Annotated in this window: 19 protein-coding genes and 1 pseudogene; 9 read left to right on the forward strand and 11 right to left on the reverse strand. The window is 56.5% G+C overall.

The window, feature by feature from the left end; all coding sequences use genetic code 11:
* The first annotated feature begins 3 nt into the window (after positions 1 to 3).
* Genes obgE through ACEWL3_RS07805 form a run of 3 tightly spaced genes read left to right on the forward strand, consistent with a single transcriptional unit; the run spans position 4 to position 3,415 of the window.
* Positions 4 to 1,038 carry a GTPase ObgE gene (obgE, locus tag ACEWL3_RS07795; protein ID WP_386179014.1) on the forward strand — a complete coding sequence of 345 codons (1,035 nt, stop codon included), beginning with the start codon at positions 4 to 6 and terminating at the stop codon, positions 1,036 to 1,038.
* Positions 1,026 to 2,132, forward strand: coding sequence for a glutamate 5-kinase (gene proB / locus ACEWL3_RS07800; protein ID WP_386179011.1), 1,107 nt, complete (start codon positions 1,026 to 1,028; stop codon positions 2,130 to 2,132). The genes obgE and proB overlap by 13 nt, the downstream gene beginning before the upstream one ends.
* 17 nt (positions 2,133 to 2,149) lie before the next feature.
* Positions 2,150 to 3,415 (forward strand): glutamate-5-semialdehyde dehydrogenase, encoded by a 1,266-nt coding sequence (locus ACEWL3_RS07805; protein WP_386179008.1) that lies wholly within the window; start codon positions 2,150 to 2,152, stop codon positions 3,413 to 3,415.
* Positions 3,416 to 3,417: 2 nt separating this feature from the next.
* Here the strand turns inward: ACEWL3_RS07805 and ACEWL3_RS07810 are convergent, their stop codons facing one another.
* Positions 3,418 to 4,017, reverse strand: a complete 600-nt coding sequence (locus ACEWL3_RS07810) for a histidine phosphotransferase family protein (RefSeq protein ID WP_386179471.1) — start codon at positions 4,015 to 4,017, stop codon at positions 3,418 to 3,420.
* A gap of 30 nt (positions 4,018 to 4,047) precedes the next feature.
* Here ACEWL3_RS07810 and ACEWL3_RS07815 point away from each other — a divergent pair, with 30 nt between their 5' ends.
* The 3 genes from ACEWL3_RS07815 (at position 4,048) to olsA (ending at position 5,989) form a co-directional block, all read left to right on the forward strand.
* Positions 4,048 to 4,236 (forward strand): DUF3553 domain-containing protein, encoded by a 189-nt coding sequence (locus ACEWL3_RS07815; RefSeq protein WP_114878685.1) that lies wholly within the window; start codon positions 4,048 to 4,050, stop codon positions 4,234 to 4,236.
* A gap of 158 nt (positions 4,237 to 4,394) precedes the next feature.
* Positions 4,395 to 5,159 carry an L-ornithine N(alpha)-acyltransferase gene (gene olsB, locus ACEWL3_RS07820; protein ID WP_386179004.1) on the forward strand — a complete coding sequence of 255 codons (765 nt, stop codon included), beginning with the start codon at positions 4,395 to 4,397 and terminating at the stop codon, positions 5,157 to 5,159.
* Positions 5,156 to 5,989, forward strand: coding sequence for a lyso-ornithine lipid O-acyltransferase (olsA, locus tag ACEWL3_RS07825; protein ID WP_386179001.1), 834 nt, complete (start codon positions 5,156 to 5,158; stop codon positions 5,987 to 5,989). The genes olsB and olsA overlap by 4 nt, the downstream gene beginning before the upstream one ends.
* Before the next feature lie 10 nt (positions 5,990 to 5,999).
* Here the strand turns inward: olsA and ACEWL3_RS07830 are convergent, their stop codons facing one another.
* On the reverse strand, positions 6,000 to 6,566 hold the full coding sequence (locus tag ACEWL3_RS07830; protein ID WP_386178998.1) for a PA14 domain-containing protein: 567 nt from the start codon (positions 6,564 to 6,566) through the stop codon (positions 6,000 to 6,002).
* Between the two features lie 275 nt (positions 6,567 to 6,841).
* Between ACEWL3_RS07830 and rpsB the strand changes: the two genes are divergently transcribed.
* From rpsB to ACEWL3_RS07845, 3 genes and pseudogenes are all read left to right on the forward strand, one after another.
* Entirely contained in the window at positions 6,842 to 7,729 is an 888-nt protein-coding gene (rpsB, locus tag ACEWL3_RS07835) for a 30S ribosomal protein S2 (protein ID WP_386178995.1), read from the forward strand.
* Between the two features lie 96 nt (positions 7,730 to 7,825).
* Positions 7,826 to 8,701 carry a translation elongation factor Ts gene (gene tsf, locus ACEWL3_RS07840; protein WP_386178992.1) on the forward strand — a complete coding sequence of 292 codons (876 nt, stop codon included), beginning with the start codon at positions 7,826 to 7,828 and terminating at the stop codon, positions 8,699 to 8,701.
* 210 nt (positions 8,702 to 8,911) lie between these two features.
* Positions 8,912 to 9,703 (forward strand): annotated as a pseudogene (locus tag ACEWL3_RS07845) (sulfotransferase domain-containing protein); the annotation flags it as partial.
* A gap of 279 nt (positions 9,704 to 9,982) precedes the next feature.
* Here ACEWL3_RS07845 and ACEWL3_RS07850 read toward each other — a convergent pair.
* The 9 genes from ACEWL3_RS07850 to ACEWL3_RS07890 form a co-directional block, all read right to left on the reverse strand.
* Positions 9,983 to 10,738: a LuxR family transcriptional regulator gene (locus ACEWL3_RS07850; protein WP_386178989.1), complete on the reverse strand. Its 756-nt coding sequence runs from the start codon at positions 10,736 to 10,738 to the stop codon at positions 9,983 to 9,985.
* On the reverse strand, positions 10,735 to 11,175 hold the full coding sequence (gene aroQ / locus ACEWL3_RS07855) for a type II 3-dehydroquinate dehydratase (RefSeq protein WP_386178986.1): 441 nt from the start codon (positions 11,173 to 11,175) through the stop codon (positions 10,735 to 10,737). Before aroQ ends, ACEWL3_RS07850 begins: the two co-directional genes overlap by 4 nt.
* A gap of 200 nt (positions 11,176 to 11,375) precedes the next feature.
* Positions 11,376 to 12,065, reverse strand: a complete 690-nt coding sequence (gene phoB / locus ACEWL3_RS07860) for a phosphate regulon transcriptional regulator PhoB (protein ID WP_386178983.1) — start codon at positions 12,063 to 12,065, stop codon at positions 11,376 to 11,378.
* Between the two features lie 5 nt (positions 12,066 to 12,070).
* Complete coding sequence (gene phoU / locus ACEWL3_RS07865; RefSeq protein ID WP_114878675.1) at positions 12,071 to 12,778, reverse strand: phosphate signaling complex protein PhoU; 708 nt, start codon at positions 12,776 to 12,778, stop codon at positions 12,071 to 12,073.
* Between the two features lie 4 nt (positions 12,779 to 12,782).
* Positions 12,783 to 13,580 (reverse strand): phosphate ABC transporter ATP-binding protein PstB, encoded by a 798-nt coding sequence (gene pstB / locus ACEWL3_RS07870; protein WP_386178978.1) that lies wholly within the window; start codon positions 13,578 to 13,580, stop codon positions 12,783 to 12,785.
* A gap of 9 nt (positions 13,581 to 13,589) precedes the next feature.
* Positions 13,590 to 14,921 (reverse strand): phosphate ABC transporter permease PstA, encoded by a 1,332-nt coding sequence (gene pstA / locus ACEWL3_RS07875; RefSeq protein ID WP_386178975.1) that lies wholly within the window; start codon positions 14,919 to 14,921, stop codon positions 13,590 to 13,592.
* Positions 14,918 to 16,420, reverse strand: coding sequence for a phosphate ABC transporter permease subunit PstC (pstC, locus tag ACEWL3_RS07880; protein WP_386178972.1), 1,503 nt, complete (start codon positions 16,418 to 16,420; stop codon positions 14,918 to 14,920). The genes pstA and pstC overlap by 4 nt, the downstream gene beginning before the upstream one ends.
* A gap of 110 nt (positions 16,421 to 16,530) precedes the next feature.
* Positions 16,531 to 17,571 carry a substrate-binding domain-containing protein gene (locus tag ACEWL3_RS07885; RefSeq protein WP_386178969.1) on the reverse strand — a complete coding sequence of 347 codons (1,041 nt, stop codon included), beginning with the start codon at positions 17,569 to 17,571 and terminating at the stop codon, positions 16,531 to 16,533.
* Between the two features lie 153 nt (positions 17,572 to 17,724).
* Positions 17,725 to 18,774, reverse strand: a complete 1,050-nt coding sequence (locus ACEWL3_RS07890; RefSeq protein WP_386178967.1) for an ATP-binding protein — start codon at positions 18,772 to 18,774, stop codon at positions 17,725 to 17,727.
* Positions 18,775 to 18,777: the final 3 nt, after the last annotated feature.

Here is an 18,777-nt window from a genome sequence, read left to right on the forward strand (position 1 = left end):
GCCATGAAATTCCTCGACCTGTGCAAAGTCTATATCCGATCCGGCGCGGGCGGCGGGGGCTGCGTGTCGTTTCGGCGCGAGAAATATATCGAATATGGCGGGCCGGACGGTGGAGATGGGGGCGGCGGTGGATCGGTCTGGGCCGAAGCGGTCGATGGGCTGAACACACTGATCGATTTTCGCTATCAGCAGCACTTTTTCGCCAAGAACGGCCAGCCCGGTATGGGACGGCAGCGCACTGGCAAAGACGGCGACGACATTGTTTTGAGGGTGCCTGTGGGTACCCAGATTATGGACGAAGATCAGGAAACCTTGCTGGTCGACATGGCCGAACTTGGCCAGCGCGTCGAACTGGCACGCGGTGGCAACGGCGGTTTTGGCAACCTGCACTTCAAATCGGCAACAAATCAGGCACCCCGGCGCGCCAATGCGGGTCAGGACGGTGTGGAACGGACGCTGTGGTTACGGTTGAAACTGATTGCGGATGTAGGGCTGCTGGGCCTGCCCAACGCTGGCAAATCGACGTTTCTGGCCGCAACCTCCAATGCGCGACCGAAAATTGCCGATTATCCCTTCACCACGCTGCACCCCAATCTGGGCGTTGTGGGCGTGGACAACACCGAATTTGTGGTTGCTGACATTCCCGGTCTGATTGAAGGAGCTTCCGAAGGGCGTGGCCTTGGCGATGTGTTTCTTGGCCATGTGGAGCGGTGCGCGGTTTTGTTGCATCTGGTTGATGGCACCTCAGAAACCGTGGCCGAAGATTATCGGACAATCATCACAGAACTTGAAAAATACGGAGGTGATCTGGCTGAAAAACCCCGGATCACGGTGCTCAACAAAGTTGATGCGTTGGACGAAGAAGAACGTGCAAGTGCTTTGAAGAAGTTGAAAAAAGCCAGCGGCGGCGATGTCATGATGATGTCAGGCGTTGCGGGCGAAGGCGTCACAGAGGTGCTGCGCGCCCTGCGCGGTCAGATTGACGAGGACCGCCTGCGCTATCGACCCGTAGAAGAAGCGGCACCATGGCAACCCTGAGCGCTGCCAAACGGGTCGTGATCAAAATCGGGTCGGCCTTGCTGGTTGACCGAAAAACCGGTGCCTTGCGCTCGGATTGGTTGGTGGGGCTGGCACAGGATGTGGCCTGGCTCAAATCGCTCGGGCATGACGTTGTGTTGGTTTCATCAGGCTCTATCGCGTTGGGGCGCGGGGTTTTGGGCCTGCCGGTGACGACATTGGCGCTGGAACAATCGCAAGCCGCCGCTGCGGTGGGGCAGATTAGACTGGCGCGGGCCTATGAAGAGGTTCTGGCCCCGCATAACATCACCACCGCGCAGGTGCTGGTAACCTTGGAAGACAGCGCCGACCGCCGCCGCTATCTGAACAGCCGCGCCACCATGGAACAATTGCTGAGCCTGGGTGTGGTCCCGATTGTGAACGAAAACGATACCGTTGCGACGGATGAAATCCGTTTTGGTGACAATGACCGCCTGGCGGCACAGATTGCGGTCACGGTGGGCGCGGATCAGTTGATCCTGCTGTCCGATGTGGACGGGTTTTACAGCGCAAACCCGACCGAGGATGCCACCGCGACCAGGTATGCGCAGATCGACACCATCACCGCCGAGATTGAGGCGATGGCCGGCGATGCGGGTTCTGGATTGTCTAAGGGTGGCATGAAAACCAAGCTGATGGCCGCCAAAACCGCAACGGCGGCGGGGTGTGCCATGGCGATCACCGAAGGGTCGGTTATCCGACCTTTGACGGCACTGGAGCAGGGCGCAAATGCCACATGGTTCACTGCGCAAACCGATCCGCAAGCGGCGCGCAAACGCTGGATTGCGGCGATGAAGCCGCGCGGGTCCGTCACCCTGGATGCAGGTGCTGTAGCGGCTTTGGCGCGCGGAAAATCATTGCTGCCTGCGGGGATCAGTGCGGTCGCAGGTCCCTTTGAGCGCGGTGACAGCGTGGCATTGCTGGATCAGACGGGACGGGCAATCGGCTATGGGCTGACCAGATACTCATCGGCAGAGGCGACGCAGATTAAGGGGTATAAATCCGCTGAAATCGAAGCGATATTGGGCTATCCGGGAAGGGCTGCGCTGATCCACCGTGATGATATGGCAGTTTAGGGGGCTGGGGTAAGATTATGGAAAATATGGATAACATTCCTGAACTGATGGCAGCTATCGGGCGGCGCGCCAAACTGGCCGCTGCCGAACTTGCCAGCGCCAGCGCGCAGGCCAAGCGCGCCGCGCTGATGGGTGCGGCAGATGCCGTCTGGGCCAGCCGGGTGGATATTCTGGCCGCGAACGAAAAGGATATGACCTTTGGCCGTGACAAGGGTCTGTCGGACGCCATGATGGACCGCCTGATGCTGGATGAGGCGCGCATTCAGGGTATGGTTGATGGACTGCGCAGTGTTGCCGAACAGGCCGATCCGGTGGGCGAGGTGCTGGAAGAGTGGGATCAACCCTCAGGCCTGCACATCAAGCGGGTGCGTACGCCCCTGGGCGTCATCGGCGTGATCTATGAATCGCGACCCAATGTAACTGCGGATGCCGGTGCCTTGTGTCTCAAGGCGGGCAATGCGGTGATCCTGCGGGGTGGGTCCGAAGGGTTCCATTCATCCCGCGCGATCCATTCCTGTCTGCAGCAAGGCTTGCGTGATGCCGATCTGCCCGAAGATGCCGTGCAGTTGGTGCCGACCCGCGACCGGGCGGCCGTCAGCGCGATGCTGACCATGACCGACACCATTGACGTGATTGTCCCGCGTGGGGGCAAGGGGCTTGTCGGGTTGGTCCAGCGCGAGGCACGGGTGCCGGTCTTTGCCCATCTCGAAGGCATTGTGCACATCTACATTGACGCAGATGCCGACCCTGAAAAGGCGCTTAAGGTTGTGATGAATGCCAAGACCCGGCGTACAGGTATCTGTGGTGCGGCGGAATGTCTGTTGATCCATGAAAAAGTTGCCAAGACAATTGGTCAGGGTGTGATCCGCGCCCTGATTGATGCCGGTGTCGAGGTGCGTGTGGATCAGTCGCTGGGGCATATTTCCGGCACCATGCCGGCGCAGGACGACGATTGGGGGCGCGAATATCTGGACATGATCATCGCCGCCAAAACGGTGACAGATGTGAATGATGCGATCGCCCACATCCGCAAGTATGGTTCAAACCACACCGATTGTATCCTGACCGAAGATCCCGCAACCGTTCAGCAGTTCATGAACCAACTGGACAGCGCAATTCTGATGCACAACGCCTCAACCCAGTTTGCCGATGGCGGTGAATTTGGCATGGGCGCAGAGATTGGCATTGCCACTGGCAAGATGCATGCCCGTGGGCCGGTCGGGGCGGCGCAATTGACCAGTTTCAAATATCTGGTGACCGGTGACGGCACCATAAGAGCGTAAATTCAGAACTGAATGGTGACGCTGGTGCCGTTCGAGGATGATCTGATGCGTCTGCCGTCATCACCGGCGATTTTGGGCAAAAGCGCAAATTGAACATGGGAAGGCTGCAGTGACGTGTCGGGCGATTGTTCGGCCAAAAGCGCCCAAAGGGCCGGATCGACGTTCAACTTGTCCGCCGTGCCTTTGAGCATCCATTTGCCTTCAGCCTCGGACACTTCGGCCCGTCCGCCGTATGGCATCGCTGTCTCAAGACACAGGATCGCGAGGAAGACCAACCGCACTGCGGCGCGCGGCTGCGGCTCCTCCGGCAGCCACTCGAGCGTCAGCCGGCTTTCCTGATACAGATCGCGCAGGATTGAAGTAATTTCCGCGCGCCCAACCATCTGATGCCCGGCGGCCCCAAAACCGATCCTGAAAAACCGAATGCGGGCGCTGGCATTATCGACGCTGGTCCCGATCAACTCCATCTCCGGACCGGCAGGCGGGTTGTCAGCCATCGACAGCAACTCCAGCCCATTGTTGATCGCGCCAATCGGCGATATCAGATCATGACAAATACGGCTGCCGATCAGGGTGGCCAGGTTGATGTTGTCCTGCACAATCACAGGCTCACCCCCGCGAAAGGACCCCGAATGGACGATCTTAATGCGATTTTGACCCCCGGCATGCTGGTCCGAAATCCAGATCGACCAGAATGGGGTGTGGGACAGGTCCAAAGCAATGTTTCAGGCAAAGTGACGGTGAATTTCAGGGACGAAGGTAAAATTGTCATTGACAGCTTTCGTGTTGGATTGATGCCTGTCTTTGACGACGCACCTTGATTAAGACGTAACGTGCTTGAAGCTTATAGCGTGCAGTTCTGTCGTCAATACAACTTATACATGTAAATACGCATCTCCGAAAAATATGTGCGTATTGCACTTGAACAGTTGATTGCCTAAGAGGTTTCAACAGGCACCGAGAGGGTTGCAAAAGGCCAATGGCCCATGCAGTTGCAGCAGATTTTCACGTAAAGTTGGCACAGACGGCTGAAGAGCTGCGGGCCGCGCAGCGGCTGCGGTATCAGGTGTTTGTCCGAGAACTGGGGGGCGGCGGCGCGCTGGTGGACCACGATGCAGAGCTGGAAAGAGACGAGCTGGACCCGTTTTTTGACCATCTTTTGCTTTACGATCAGCGCACCGGTTCCGTTGTCGGTGTATATCGTTTAATGCGCCCAGAGAAAGCCCGCGAAGCTGGACGGTTCTATTCTGAAGGCGAATACGATCTGGCACCGCTTCTGGCATCCGGTCGGCGTATCCTGGAACTTGGTCGGTCGTGTTTGCACCCTGATTACCGGGGCGGGATGGCGATGCATCACCTCTGGGCCGCGCTGGCGCAATATGTGGCCCAACATCGCGTTGAAGTATTGTTCGGTGTCGCGAGTTTTCATGGCACGGACATCGCGGCCTTGTCGCAGCCCTTGTCGCTTTTGCATCACCGTCATCTTGCGCCACCTGAACTGCGGGTCAGGGCCTTGGATCAATCTTTTCAGAACATGAACTTGATTGACGAAGCTCATCTCGATCGGCGTGCCGCGATGATGCAAATTCCGAGCCTGATCAAAGCGTATCTGCGCCTTGGTGGATGTGTGGGCGAGGGGGCTTATGTGGATCATGCGTTTAATACCGTGGATGTGTGCCTGATCATGGACACCAACCAAATGAGTGCCCGTCAGGCCCGCATCTATGGTGGTGCGCCGCAATGACCCAGACGTGGGACAGTGGTGACCTGCCGGTTTTGCCGCGCATAACCGTCACGGGATGGATACGGGTTTTCCTGCGGGGGCTGGCGCTGGCTGTGCTGGTGTTTGGCGGTCTGGCGGTTTTGGTGCTGGTGCGCATGGTTGAACGGCCAGTGTGCGGGGTGAATCGCCCGGTGACGCCCCATATAACTCAATTCGTGTGCCGCATGGCGTTTTTGATCTTGGGTATTTCCCATCATGTTGAGGGATCGCCGATGGCTGCGCGCGGTGCGGTCGTGGCAAACCATACGTCGTGGCTTGATATATTCGCGTTGAATGTTGCCAAGCGCATCTATTTCGTCTCAAAATCCGAGGTTGCGGGATGGCCGGGCATCGGTTGGCTGGCCCGCGCCACTGGCACCGTTTTCATCGAACGCAATCCGTCCAAGGCACATGAGCAGACCGAGGTTTTCCACACCCGGCTTTTTGCCGGCCACAAGTTGCTTTTCTTTCCGGAAGGGACAAGCACGGATGGTTTGCAGGTGCTGCCGTTTAAAACAACGTTGTTTCAGGCGTTTTTTGAGCCGAGTATACGGGATGAAATTTCCGTACAGCCAGTGACAGTTGTCTATCGCGCACCACCGGGCATGGACGCGCGGTTTTACGGGTGGTGGGGGGATATGACCTTTGGGTCACATCTTGTTGCAACGCTTGCACCGGCGCGGCAAGGCAGCGTCACGATTGTCTATCATGCGCCTTTGAAAGTTGCTGATTTTGCCAATCGCAAGTCGCTGGCGCTGGCTTGTGAACGGGCCGTCAGGGCGGCCCATTCAGATTTTTTGGATCAGGCCTGAAACGCCTGCTTTATTTGGTGTGCGCGAACGCCGCGTCCGGCACCTGGCCCAATGCCCCGTCTACATTCCATTCCATGGTCAGGCAGGCAGACCCTTTGCGTTGGAAATAGGTCGCCTCAAGGGCGTACCATCCGGCCTCCGGTACCTCGACTTCTGTCACGCCCGAGGGTTCGCAGGCATGAACATCATCGTAAAACGCAACTTCCTGACCACCAATCGTCAACACCAGACCATCGTTGCTGAGGGTATCAACCTCAAAAGTGCCCGGCGCATCAAAGCGGACAAAGCCACTGATTGCGGCGACCACTTTCTGGGCGGACTTTGATGTCATTGTGAGATCACCCTCATTGTTGTCTTCATAAGACAATCCCTTGATCGGTGTCCCTTCGCTGGCGTCCTGCAATGCCTCCGTTGCCTCGTCCAGCGTGCGCACGCTCTTGTAGGCGTAAGAAACGGCCAGTCCCGGTGCCAGGTCGCCTGCGTCAGGCTGTGGATCTGCGGGAGTCAAGATCAGCGGTTCAGCATAGGCGGCCACGGCCAACAAAGATGCCGCGATCGCGGTGGTAAAGATGTTCATCTGATATTCCCCATTGTTTTTGTTCTTGGTATAACTCTGCGCTAAGACGATTGGTTGCGTCCGTCACATTGGCGTGAACCAGCAAAGACCAGTCGCTGTGTGCTGTCAAAGGTTAAATCGACCCTTGCACAGTGTTCCGCCGCACCCTATACGCCACCTCACTTAAACCCGCAGTCGGGGTTGGGCTTGCTTGGGGAGACATCCCAAGACGTCCGCCGGTTGGTACCACATGGTGTCATACCCCCGATGAGGCTAAACCGGAAAGGTATAAAGACATGGCTCTTCCTGAGTTCTCCATGCGCCAACTGCTTGAAGCAGGCGTACACTTTGGCCACCAGACGCAGCGCTGGAACCCACGTATGGGTCCGTATATTTACGGCGCGCGCAACGGCATTCACATCATGGACCTGACACAGACCGTTCCAATGCTGGATCAGGCACTGCAAGTCATCCGTGACACCGTCGCCAAGGGCGGCAGCATTCTTTTTGTCGGGACAAAGCGTCAGGCAGCACAGCCCGTTGCCGAAGCCGCAGAAAAATGCGCACAGTATTACATGAACCACCGCTGGCTGGGTGGCACGCTGACCAACTGGCAGACGGTGTCAAAGTCGATCCAGCGCCTCAAGCATATCGACGAACAGTCCGAAGTCGGCTTTGCCGGTATGACCAAGAAAGAACGTCTTGGTATGGAACGCGATCAGGGCAAGCTTCAGGCTTCTTTGGGCGGCATCCGCGAAATGGGCGGACGTCCTGACCTGATCTTTGTGATCGACGTGAAAAAAGAAGCACTGGCCATTGCCGAAGCCAACAAGCTGGGTATCCCGGTTGTGGCTGTGGTTGACACCAACTGCTCACCTGACGGCGTTGATTACCTGATCCCGGGCAACGATGACGCGGCGCGCGCCATTGGCCTTTACTGCGATCTGGCGGCACGTGCCGCACTTGACGGCATGTCGGCCCAACTGGGTGCAGCAGGCGTTGATCTGGGCGCAATGGAAGAAGCACCCGCTGAAGAAGCGCTGGTTGAAGAAACACCAGCAGCATCAACAGGTGTCGAAGTTGGCAATGCCTCCTCTGAAACTGTGGCCGATGACGTCATGTCAAAAGACGCGGTTTTGGACATTGAATCCAAAAAAGAGACAGTGGCAGACGCCAAGTCCTGATCTGATACCGCCGGATGCATCCGGCGGCATCGATTTTATAACGTGGGGCAGGGATGACCTGCCCCAACACCTCATTTGAAACAGGAGACCCAGAAGATGGCAATCACAGCATCTATGGTCAAAGAGCTGCGCGACAGCACCGGCGCAGGCATGATGGACGCCAAAAAGGCACTGACAGAAACAGACGGCGATATGGAAGCAGCCGTCGATTGGCTGCGCACCAAAGGATTGGCCAAAGCGGCCAAGAAATCCGGCCGTACTGCCGCCGAAGGTCTTGTTGCAGTCAAAGTCGAAGGTGGCCGCGGCGTCGCGGTCGAAGTGAACTCTGAAACCGATTTTGTTGGCAAGAACTCTGATTTTCAGAAAATGGTCGCCGGGATTGCTGACGTTGCAGTTTCAGCATCTGATGTTGATGCGTTGAAAGCGACGGACATGGGTGGCAAATCCGTTGAACAGACCGTGACAGACGCGGTTGCCGTGATCGGTGAGAACATGTCGGTACGGCGCATGTCCGCCATCGAAGGCGACACAGTTGTATCCTATGTGCACAACGCAGCAGCCCCCGGCATGGGTAAAATTGGTGTTCTGGTCGCAATGACCGGCGGCGATGAAGGTTTTGGCAAACAGGTTGCAATGCACATTGCAGCTGTGAACCCGGCGTCCTTGTCTGAGGCAGATCTTGACCCATCCGTGGTCGAAAAAGAGAAAACAGTTCAGATGGACATCGCACGCGAATCTGGCAAGCCCGAAGCCGTCATCGAAAAGATGATCGTCGGTCGGATGAAGAAATACATGTCCGAAGTGACGCTGCTGAACCAGGCCTTTGTTGTGAATCCTGATCTGACCGTCGAAGATGCGGCCAAAGAAGCAGGTGCCACAATCACTGGATTTGTACGTCTCGAAGTGGGTGAGGGCATCGAAGTCATCAAAGAAGATTTCGCAGCCGAAGTGGCCAAAGCCGCCAAAGGCTGAGCGTACCACACGAAAATATCTAGAACGGGGTGCTGCAATGCGCCCCGTTTTTTATTTTGAGATCCGACCGCGGGCGCTTAGGCTTGTTCAATTTATTTGATAGGATTGAACACCATGTCAGATCGCAAATTGTATTTGGGTCCACTGACCGACAACCGACGCTGGGACAAGTTCGTGGCGCGCGCGAACGATGTCTAGGTCGTCACCCCGCCGAAATGCGGCACCACATGGAAGCAAACCATCGTGGCGCTGCTCTTTTCGGGCGATCCTGACGTCGAACCAGAGCTTTCGGTGAAAATGCCCTGGATAGAAATTCGCATCCGCGAAATGGACGAGGTCGCAGACCGGCTTGAAGCGTTGCCGCATCGCCGGAGTGTCAAAAGTCACACACCGATGGACGGTGTGCCGTACCGCGAGGATGGGCATTATCTGCTGGTGTATCGCCATCCTCTGGACGCGCATTTTTCATACCGCAAACACGTGCGGAATATCCCTGTGAAGGGATTTGAACTCTTTTATCCAGAGGACGAGGACAACGAGGTGATTTTCCGCCGCTTTCTGGATGGCGGGGCCGAAGGTTTTGACATGGATGCAATGCCGCTGGCGCACATACTTCACCATTATTAGGCGGCTCTTGCGCTGGCAGACCGCCCCAATGTGTCCTTGTTTCACTACGCTGACATGAGCCGGGATCTGGCTGGGACAATGGCAATGGTTGCGCAGCTGCTGTGCATCTCACATCCGCCCGATGTGATGTCTGCCTTGGTGGCCGCTGCAACGTTTGACAATATGAAAACCCATGCAGAGCGATACGCGCCCTCTGGTGGCAAAGGATTTATGAAGTCTGATTCCGAGTTCTTTCACAGCGGCACAAGCGGGAAATGGCAAGGCAAACTGACCTCGGACCAATTAAAGGCCTATGATGTGGCGATGGACAGCGCTTTGAATCCGGCGGCCCGCGGTTGGCTTGAGTTTGGCAGCGAGGGTGGCACGCACCAGTGAAACAGGGTCGGGCAGGTCCATGGCAACTCATGAACCTGCCCTAATCGCCCATACGGTACAATATGCTCGGGGAGGAGCCGGGCGTGTATGTAAAGTCCGGTCAGTCAGGCGAACAATATGCCAGCTGATCGCGGCGACCTGAAAGAGCCCCTTTATCTCAGGGATTTGCGGGCCGTTGTTCCTAGGGAAAATCCGTTTTGCAGGAACAGGTTTACTATGCGTTAACTTGAAACAAATGACCAGTAGGGGATTCCCTACCTTGCGCATTTTTATTGCGTTTCAGACGTCCATCACAAACATTTGGTTCGCAAATGACGCCTTTAACACGGCCTGGGCTGTTGTCTCGACCGCTAACGCATCCCGTGCAAGGCGCAGATGCTTTTCAACCGTGGCCGAAGTCAGTCCCATCAATACAGCGATATCCTGCATGGTCTTGCCGTCGCCAACCCATTCCAGCGCCTCACGTTGGCGCGGCGTCAAGGCACGGCTGGGCGTGCTGTAGGGTAGGGTGAGTATCTTGAGATGTGCAATTTCGTTCATCAATTGAATGTCACTGCCATGCTCGGCCCAAACCGCATCAACTTGGCCCTGAGACATGCCAGGTTTCGCGGTCAGCGCAATCGCACCTTTTGAGCGGTTGGAGATCGATTTGAAACTCACGGTATAGCCGGCGTGCACACCCATGCGCCGATTGAATTCAACAACGCGCTCTTCTTCAGGGGTCATGGCGCGTTCACGGGTCATGTCATGCAGAACTGCCCAACTGCATGCACCGTCATGTGCCAGCGCCCAATGTACCATAGGCGCGTGGAAATACAGACCGCCATGCAGAAACTCGTCGGTGTATTCGCGGCTGTGGTTGGTCAGGATAACAAAATCTTCGGGATCGCCCAAAGATGTTGAAGTGCGGTACCGTGTGAACCCATAAATCAGCCGGTCAAAGCCGTATTCGGCCATTCGTTGCGTATGGGTTTCCCAAAGTTGCTCAAGCGAAGGGCAGCGTGCAATGGCATGAAGATACGCCCGTAAGCTCATGATTTAAATATGTTCTCTGACAGCGCGTCTAGAGCCATCTCATATCCTTTAGCCCCAAATCCGCAGATTTGACCCAGTGCAACAGGGGCGATGTAGGATGTGTGCCGAAATTCCTCGCGGGCATGGATATTGCTCAGATGAACCTCAACAACGGGCAGTTCAACGGATGCGATCGCGTCCATGAGCGCAATAGACGTATGTGTCAATGCGCCAGCATTGAGGATAATCGCCCCATGGGTGCCTTTGGCGGCATGAATCAGATCGATGAGGATGCCTTCGTGGTTGGATTGCTCAAACACAATTGTCAGGCCCAGGCGCTGCGCCGCAGCTTCGCACAGTGCATTGATGTCCGCCAAGGTGGTCTTGCCATAGACTTCGGGCTGGCGCGTGCCCAGCAGGTTTAGGTTGGGACCATTGAGGATCAGAACAGAAGGCATGGGTCAGAACTCACTTTGTTTCTGCGCAGTTAACGTGTGCAACGTCCGCGTGTCCAGTAGGGTGACGATCTGAGATGGTTTTGAGAAGGGTGTAAGGGTGTACTGCCGGTGCGGGTTTTTCTAATGACCATAGTACTCATAATCAGTATTATGTAAATAAATGATATGCCTAGTTGCTGCAAAATCAGATACTTGCTGCATCACCCTAATGCGTAGCCCGCTCCGCGCACAGTGCGAATTGGGTCTTTGCCCCCATGTTTGGTGAGCGTTTTACGCAATCTGGCGATGTGCACGTCGACCGTACGCGTATCGACATAGATATCGCGCCCCCACACATGGTCGAGCAATTGGTCGCGGCTAAAGACCCGGCCGGGTTTTTCCAACAGCGTTACCAGCAGCCGATATTCGGTCGGCCCCAGTTTGAGGTCATGCGCGCCACGGCTGACCCAGTGGCGTTCAGGATCAAGGGTGATGTCCTGATACGTGAGCGATGCACCAGCCGCCGCCGGACGCGACCGGCGCAATTGCGTGCGCACGCGCGCCATCAGCTCTTTCAGCGAATACGGTTTGATAACATAATCATCTGCACCAGTTTCCAGTCCGCGAACGGCATCGACGTCTTCTGATCTGGCGGACAGCATGATGACGGGAATGCCGCGGGTTTCCTCGCGGGTCTTGATCTGGCGACAGACTTCAAGGCCGCTCATCAGCGGCATCATCCAATCAAGGATCATAAGATCCGGCCTTGCTTCGGCCACCAGCAGCATGGCTTCTTCGCCATTCTCGGCGCGGTGCACGATGTATCCTTCGGCCTCAAGATTATAGGCCAGAACCTCGCGTTGGGCCGGTTCATCTTCGACCAGCAGGACCTGGGGTTGGCTCATTGACATATCGCTCAAGCCTTTGGCCGAATTGAGGTTTGATCGGCTTTTGGCCGCGCTTCTTCGGGGTGCTGCCCGGTCACCAGATAGACCACCTGTTCTGCGATTGACGTGACAAGATCACCCATCCGTTCGGTGTTTTTCGCGATGAAATGCAAGTGCATACAGGCCGTGATATTGCGTGGATCTTCCATCATGAAAGTCAGGAATTCGCGGAACAAAGCGTTATACATCTGGTCCACATCTTCGTCGCGTCCAATGACATCCATCGCCAATTCGGCATCGCGTTGGATATAGGCATCCAGCGCGTCTTTGAGCATGCCTTCAACCGTGCGCGCCATGCGTCTGATCGAACCCGCACCGTCGTTCACCGGGTCGATCTGCGACAGCACGCCTGTCCGCTTGGCCATGTTTTTTGCATAGTCTCCAATGCGTTCCAGGCTGGCGCTAATCTTGATCACGCTCAAGATCAGACGCAAATCAATGGCGGTGGGTGCCCGCAGCGCAATCACCCGTGCCGCCCGCTCATTGATCAGGTCTTCCAGCGCATCAATGGCCTTGTCCCCTGCCCGCACTTTATCTGCAAGTTCATCGTCGCGGGTTTCGAGCGATTGGGCGGCAAGGCGAATGGCGTCTTCGACCAGACCGCCCATTTTCATGATCTGGGCTTGAACGGCCTCCAAATCACGGTCAAAGGCAGACGCAATATGTTGATCTTGCATGATATTATCCAATCCGGCCGGTAATGTAGGATTCTGTGCGCGGGTCGTGTGGTGAGGTAAAGATTTTGTCGGTGTCGCCAAACTCCACCAGGTGCCCAAGGTGGAAAAACGCGGTTTTCTGGCTCACGCGGGCGGCTTGCTGCATCGAGTGGGTGACGATCACCACCGAGAAATTCGTGCGCAACTCATCGATCAGTTCTTCAACCTGTGCGGTCGCAATCGGGTCCAGCGCAGAGCACGGTTCGTCCATCAGCAACACCTCAGGTTCGGTTGCAACCGCGCGGGCAATGCACAGGCGTTGTTGCTGGCCCCCTGACAAGCCTGTGCCAGGCGCTTGCAAACGGTCTTTCACCTCGTTCCAGATCGCGGCACGTTTGAGCGCCCGTTCAACGATCTCGTCCAAGTCGTTATTATTGCGGGATAGTCCGTGGATACGCGGGCCATATGCCACATTGTCATAGATGGATTTGGGGAATGGGTTGGGTTTTTGAAATACCATGCCAACCTTGGCGCGCAATTGCACCGGATCAACAGCCCGGTCATAGATGTCTTCGCCGTCAATGCGGATGTCACCCGTGACGCGGCACACATCAATTGTGTCGTTCATCCTGTTGATACAGCGCAGAAATGTCGACTTCCCACAGCCTGACGGACCGATGAAAGCGGTCACGGTCTTGTCCTCTATGTCGACGCTCACGTCCTTGATTGCGTGATTGTCGCCGTAATAGACTTGCACGTCGCGCGCTGCGATCTTGACGGGTTTGGTTGTCACGTCATTCTCTGGAATTAGTTGGTCTTTCATGTGTTTCCCTTACCAGCGCCGCTCAAATCGGCGGCGCAGCATGATAGCGATGGCATTCATTGTGATCAGGAATACCAGCAAAATAATGATACCGCCCCACGCCCGTTCATAAAAGGCCGGGTCGGCGCGTTTGGCCCATTCATAGATCTGGGCGGGCATGGCGGAGTTTGGGTCAAGCAAGCCCGATGAAATGCTATCAGGGGCGTTTGACGCGATAAAGCCGACCATGCCAATCAGCAACAGCGGCGCTGTTTCACCCAAGGCCTGCGCCAATCCGATAATTGCACCGGTGAGAATGCCGGGCGCGGCAAGGGGCAAGACGTGGTGAAACACCGATTGCATCCTTGATGCCCCAACCCCCAGTGCCGCATCCCGGATCGAGGGCGGCACGGATTTGAGCGATGCGCGGGTCGAAATGATGATCGTCGGCAAGGTCATCAGCGTCAGCACCAAACCGCCGACCAAAGGGGCCGAGTTTGGCAGATGCATGTAGTTGATGAACACGGCCAGACCAAGGATACCAAAGACAATTGACGGGACCGCCGCAAGGTTTGAGATGTTCACCTCAATGATGTCGGTGATCCAGTTTTTCGGGGCAAATTCCTCAAGGTAGATCGACGCAGCGACGCCAATTGGCAATGCAAGGACCAGGACCACCAACATCATAAAGAGCGACCCAATCATGGATACGCCCATGCCCGCCGCCTCTGGCCGCGCATCCGAGGCATCGGCCCCGGTGATGAACGCCAGATTGAATTGCTTTTTCAACGCACCATCGGTGCGCAGTTGATCAACAAGATCAAGCTGTTCCGCGTTGATATTCTTGTCGTTTGCGATGCTGTCGCGGGTCACCCTGCCTTTGAGGTATCCATCAACACGGCTGTTTGTCAGAAACCTGAATTCAACGACCTCACCGATCATTTCAGGATTGGCCAGAACAAAATTGCGCAATTGGGCAGCGGCATCTTTTGACAGGATATCGGCCATCGACTTGGGTTTGAGCGTGGTTTCGATCCCGGCCTGCGTAACTTTCGCCTCAAGGGCTGCGTTCATCAATGGGGCATATCCAAAGGTGGATAATTTCTTGATGTCAGCCAGATCGCGATTGCCCTTTTTGTCGAGTTTTTCTGCCGTCAGCTCAACCGGCAGTGTGACAAACGTCTGTTGAAACGCACCTGCCCCGCGTCCGATGATTGTCACCAGCAGAACCGCGAGCATCAAAAGGCCAACCGCGATCGCAGCGATGCCGTACATCTTGAACCGCGCCTCTGCCCGGTTGCGTTTGCGGGTGCGTGCATCCTGAACCAGCAGGGATTTATGCGTGTTGGTCACATCGGTCATTCGTACTGCTCCCGGTATTTGCGCACGATATAAAGCGCCACAACATTAAGCCCCAGCGTCAGCACAAAGAGCGTCAGACCCAGCGCGAAGGCCACCAGCGTCTCAGGGCTGGCAAAATCGGTGTCGCCGGTCAGCTGGCTGACGATGCGGGTTGTGATGGTTGTCATCGCCTCAAGTGGATTGGCTGATATCCGGGCAATGGCCCCTGCCCCCAGCACCACGATCATGGTCTCGCCAATCGCGCGGCTCGCAGCCAGCAGGATGGCCCCCACAATGCCCGGCAGGGCCGCCGGCAAGATGACCTGACGCACGGTTTCGGAATGTGTCGCGCCAAGTCCAAAGGACCCGTCGCGCAGCGATTGCGGCACCGCGTTGATGATATCGTCAGACAGGGAGGACACGAATGGGATCAGCATGATGCCCATGACCAGCCCGGCGGTTAGAACAGACGTGGCACCGGACATCCATTCAACCCCCAAAATTCCGTCCTCACCCCGCCCAAAGATGCGCACAAGTGCTGGACCGACAGTCAGCAGTGCAAAGAGGCCATAGACGATTGTCGGGATCCCCGCGAGGATTTCGAGCAGCGGTTTGGCCAGACTGCGCACTTTGCTGTTGGCGTATTCACTTAGGTAGATCGCGGCAAAAAGGCCGATGGGCACGGCCACAAGCAACGCGATGATTGAAATATAAAGCGTACCCCAGAGCAATGGCAGGATCGACAGATCGCTGTCACCACGGAAATTCGGGGCCCAGGTGCTGCCAAGAAAGAAGTCTTTCCAATCGTGCAGGCGGAAAAAGTTGATCGATTCAAACAACATCGAGAAAACGATGCCCACGGTGGTCAGAATGGCCAGTGACGCCGCAGCAATCAGCAGCACCATGATGCCACGCTCGACCACATTGCGCGCGCGAAATGCCGGATCAGCGGCGCGCACCGCGATACCTGCGCCCAAAACGGCAAGCACCAGCACCACCACAACCATCCAAAGTCGCCCCTGCGCAGAGATGGCACGTGATTGCTGTGCTGCCGCCAGAACATAGGGCTGAACCTCTGAACCCAGTGCCACACCCACATTGCCAAGCGTGGCACGCAAAGAGGATGGATCATCCGCCATTGCGCCGATTTCGGCGGGCGTCAAAGCGCCTTGCGTCAGGGCGATGTCCAACCCGTCCGCAACCCGGCGCACATCCGACAGGATCAGGCTCTGAGTGCCGGTGCTGCTGATTTCACTGGCCGGGATCAGCGGCAGAACCGCGTTCTGGACCACGGTCGGTTGTGCCAAAAGCCAGATCACCATGACGCCAAGTGCCGGGACGGCGGCAAACATCGCTGCTGTCATGCCATAGAAGTTTGGCAGGGAATGCAGATTGCGCGCATCGCCCCCTGCCCGTGCCATCGCCCGTTTGCGGGCCGCAACATAGCCAAGCATGGCGATGCCCAAAACGGCAAAGATCAAGGCGATTGGTGTGGGGAGGCCAAAAATGGTGGCTGTCATTGCACTGTCTTTCGCGCCTTTGGTTTTTTTGAACTTGGTATCGGGTGTCGCGTCAGTATCAAGGGCCGCAGCAGAACTGCGGCCCTTGATTTATCAGATCAAATCGGGTCTCAGGACCCGCCGCCCATCACGGTTTCATCCGCGACGGTGGTTTGGGTATCTGTCAGTGCAGGATCAGAAACCAGACCATATTCCGCCAAAGGACCATCCGGGCCGGCAATTTCATCCGCAACAAAGAACTCGGCATATTCCTTGAGGCCGGGGATCACGCCGATGTGGGCCTTTTTGACGTAAAAGAACAGCGGGCGGGACACTGGGTATTCACCGGTTGAGATGCTGTCGGTTGAGGGCACAACCCCCGACATGGTCGCAACCTGAAGCTTGTCGGTATTGTTCTCATAAAACGCGAGGCCAAAAACGCCGATGCCGTCTTTGTTGCTTTCAATGCGGGCGAGTGTTTCTGTGTAATCACCGTCGATATCCACCGATTTGCCATCAGTGCGCAACGCAATACAGGCTTTCTCGGCGGCCTTTTTGTCTTCGCCATTCACAGCCATGAAGGCCTCGAAATCGCCGGTTTCTTCGCAGCCAGCCAGAATGACTTTTTCCTCAAAGACCTCGCGGGTGCCGTGCTTGGTGCCGGGTACATAGGCTTGGATTGCCTGTGCGGGGAAATCGGGGTTCACTTCGTTCCACATCGTATAGGGATTGGCGACAATCGCGCCGTCCACGACCACCTCGGCGCTCAGCGCTTTGTACCAGTCGGTTGGGGTGAACTCAAAGCTCTCTCCGGCGACGTCAGAGGCGAATACGATCCCGTCATACCCGATCTGAACCTCGATGATATCGGTCACACCATTTGCGGCACAGACCTCAACTTCGCTGTCCTTAATCTGACGCGATGCGTTGGCCACGTCGATGGTGTTTTCGCCCACACCTTCGCAGAACCGCTTGAGGCCAGCAGATGACCCGCCTGATTCAACAACGGGTGTCGGGAAATCAAAATTTTCGCCAAAAGCCTCGGCGACGATAGAGGCATAAGGCAGTACAGTGGAGGACCCGGCGACTTGCACCTGATCACGGGCCGCAGCAGCGGTTGCAGAAACGGCGGCGATTGCCAGCACGGATGTGGTCATTTTTGCGAAGGACATGATGTCTCCTGTCAGCAGTCTTTACGATCACCCCCATGGTGATCTTGAGGCCCGTTTATGCGGCTCTCACTGCGCTTTTGTGACAGCGACGTTACAGTTTTATGACAAGGTCTGTGACGGATGTGAGAAATGGCAAAAATTGGTTTTTGTTGGTCAGATACCCACATTCTCCAGGGGCAAAATGACGGTAAATTCTGCGCCCTTACCCAATTCACTGGTGATTCTGAGCCGTCCACGGTGGCGGTTCAGGATATGCTTTACGATCGCCAACCCCAGTCCGGTGCCGCCAAGGGCGCGGCTGCGGTGGCTGTCGGCGCGGTAAAACCGTTCGGTCAGGCGCGGGATATGCAAGGGTTCAATGCCTGGGCCTTGATCGGCGACTGTGATGCGCACTGCGGGCGCGCGCAGCGCAGTGTCGTGGGCATGGGTCCGGGCGGTGATTTCCACGGTTCCACCAGATCCGCCATATTTGATGGCGTTTTCAACAAGGTTGGTGAAGACCTGCAAAAGCTGATCGGCATCGCCAAGCACGATCAACGGATCAGATCCCAGATCGGGTTTCAGCGTCACACCGTTGTCTACGGCCAGCGGGTTGAGATTGCGCATTGTGGTTTGCATAACACTACCCACGTCGATCTGCGCGGTGGGGCGCACACGTTCCTCGGCCTCAACCCGGCTGAGCGACAAGAGATCACCAACCAGCCGGTTCATCCGCTCTGCCTCGCCGGTCATGATGCCAAGAAAGCGATCCCGTGCCGCAGGATCATCGCGCGCAGGTCCGCCCAATGTTTCGATAAACCCCATCAGGGCGGTCAGCGGCGTGCGCAGCTCATGGCTGACGTTGGCAACAAAATCGCGGCGCATTTGGCCGGCTTGGGTCAGGTGCGTCACATCCTGAAAGCTCAGGATGACAATGCCGGTGTCCGCCATTGCCCGCAAAGATACGTCATAGGTGGTGTCGCGTCCGGCATCGCCGGCCAGATAGGGGGCCGTGCGCGCGGTTTGGTCGACCAGAGTTTGTTCAACTGCTTCGACCAACTGGGGCTGGCGCAGAACGGTGATGAAATGGCGGCCCTGCGCACTGGTCCCGATCAGCGCCTCGGCGGATGGATTGAGGGCAATGATCCGTTCGCTCTTGTCTATGGCTAGTGTCGGCAAGGGTAAGGCTGCCAACAATTCGGACAGATGCGGTACCGGTGTCATGTC

It is taken from the genome of Sulfitobacter sediminivivens (genome assembly GCF_042611115.2).
Taxonomy (GTDB): Bacteria; Pseudomonadota; Alphaproteobacteria; order Rhodobacterales; family Rhodobacteraceae; genus Sulfitobacter; species Sulfitobacter sediminivivens.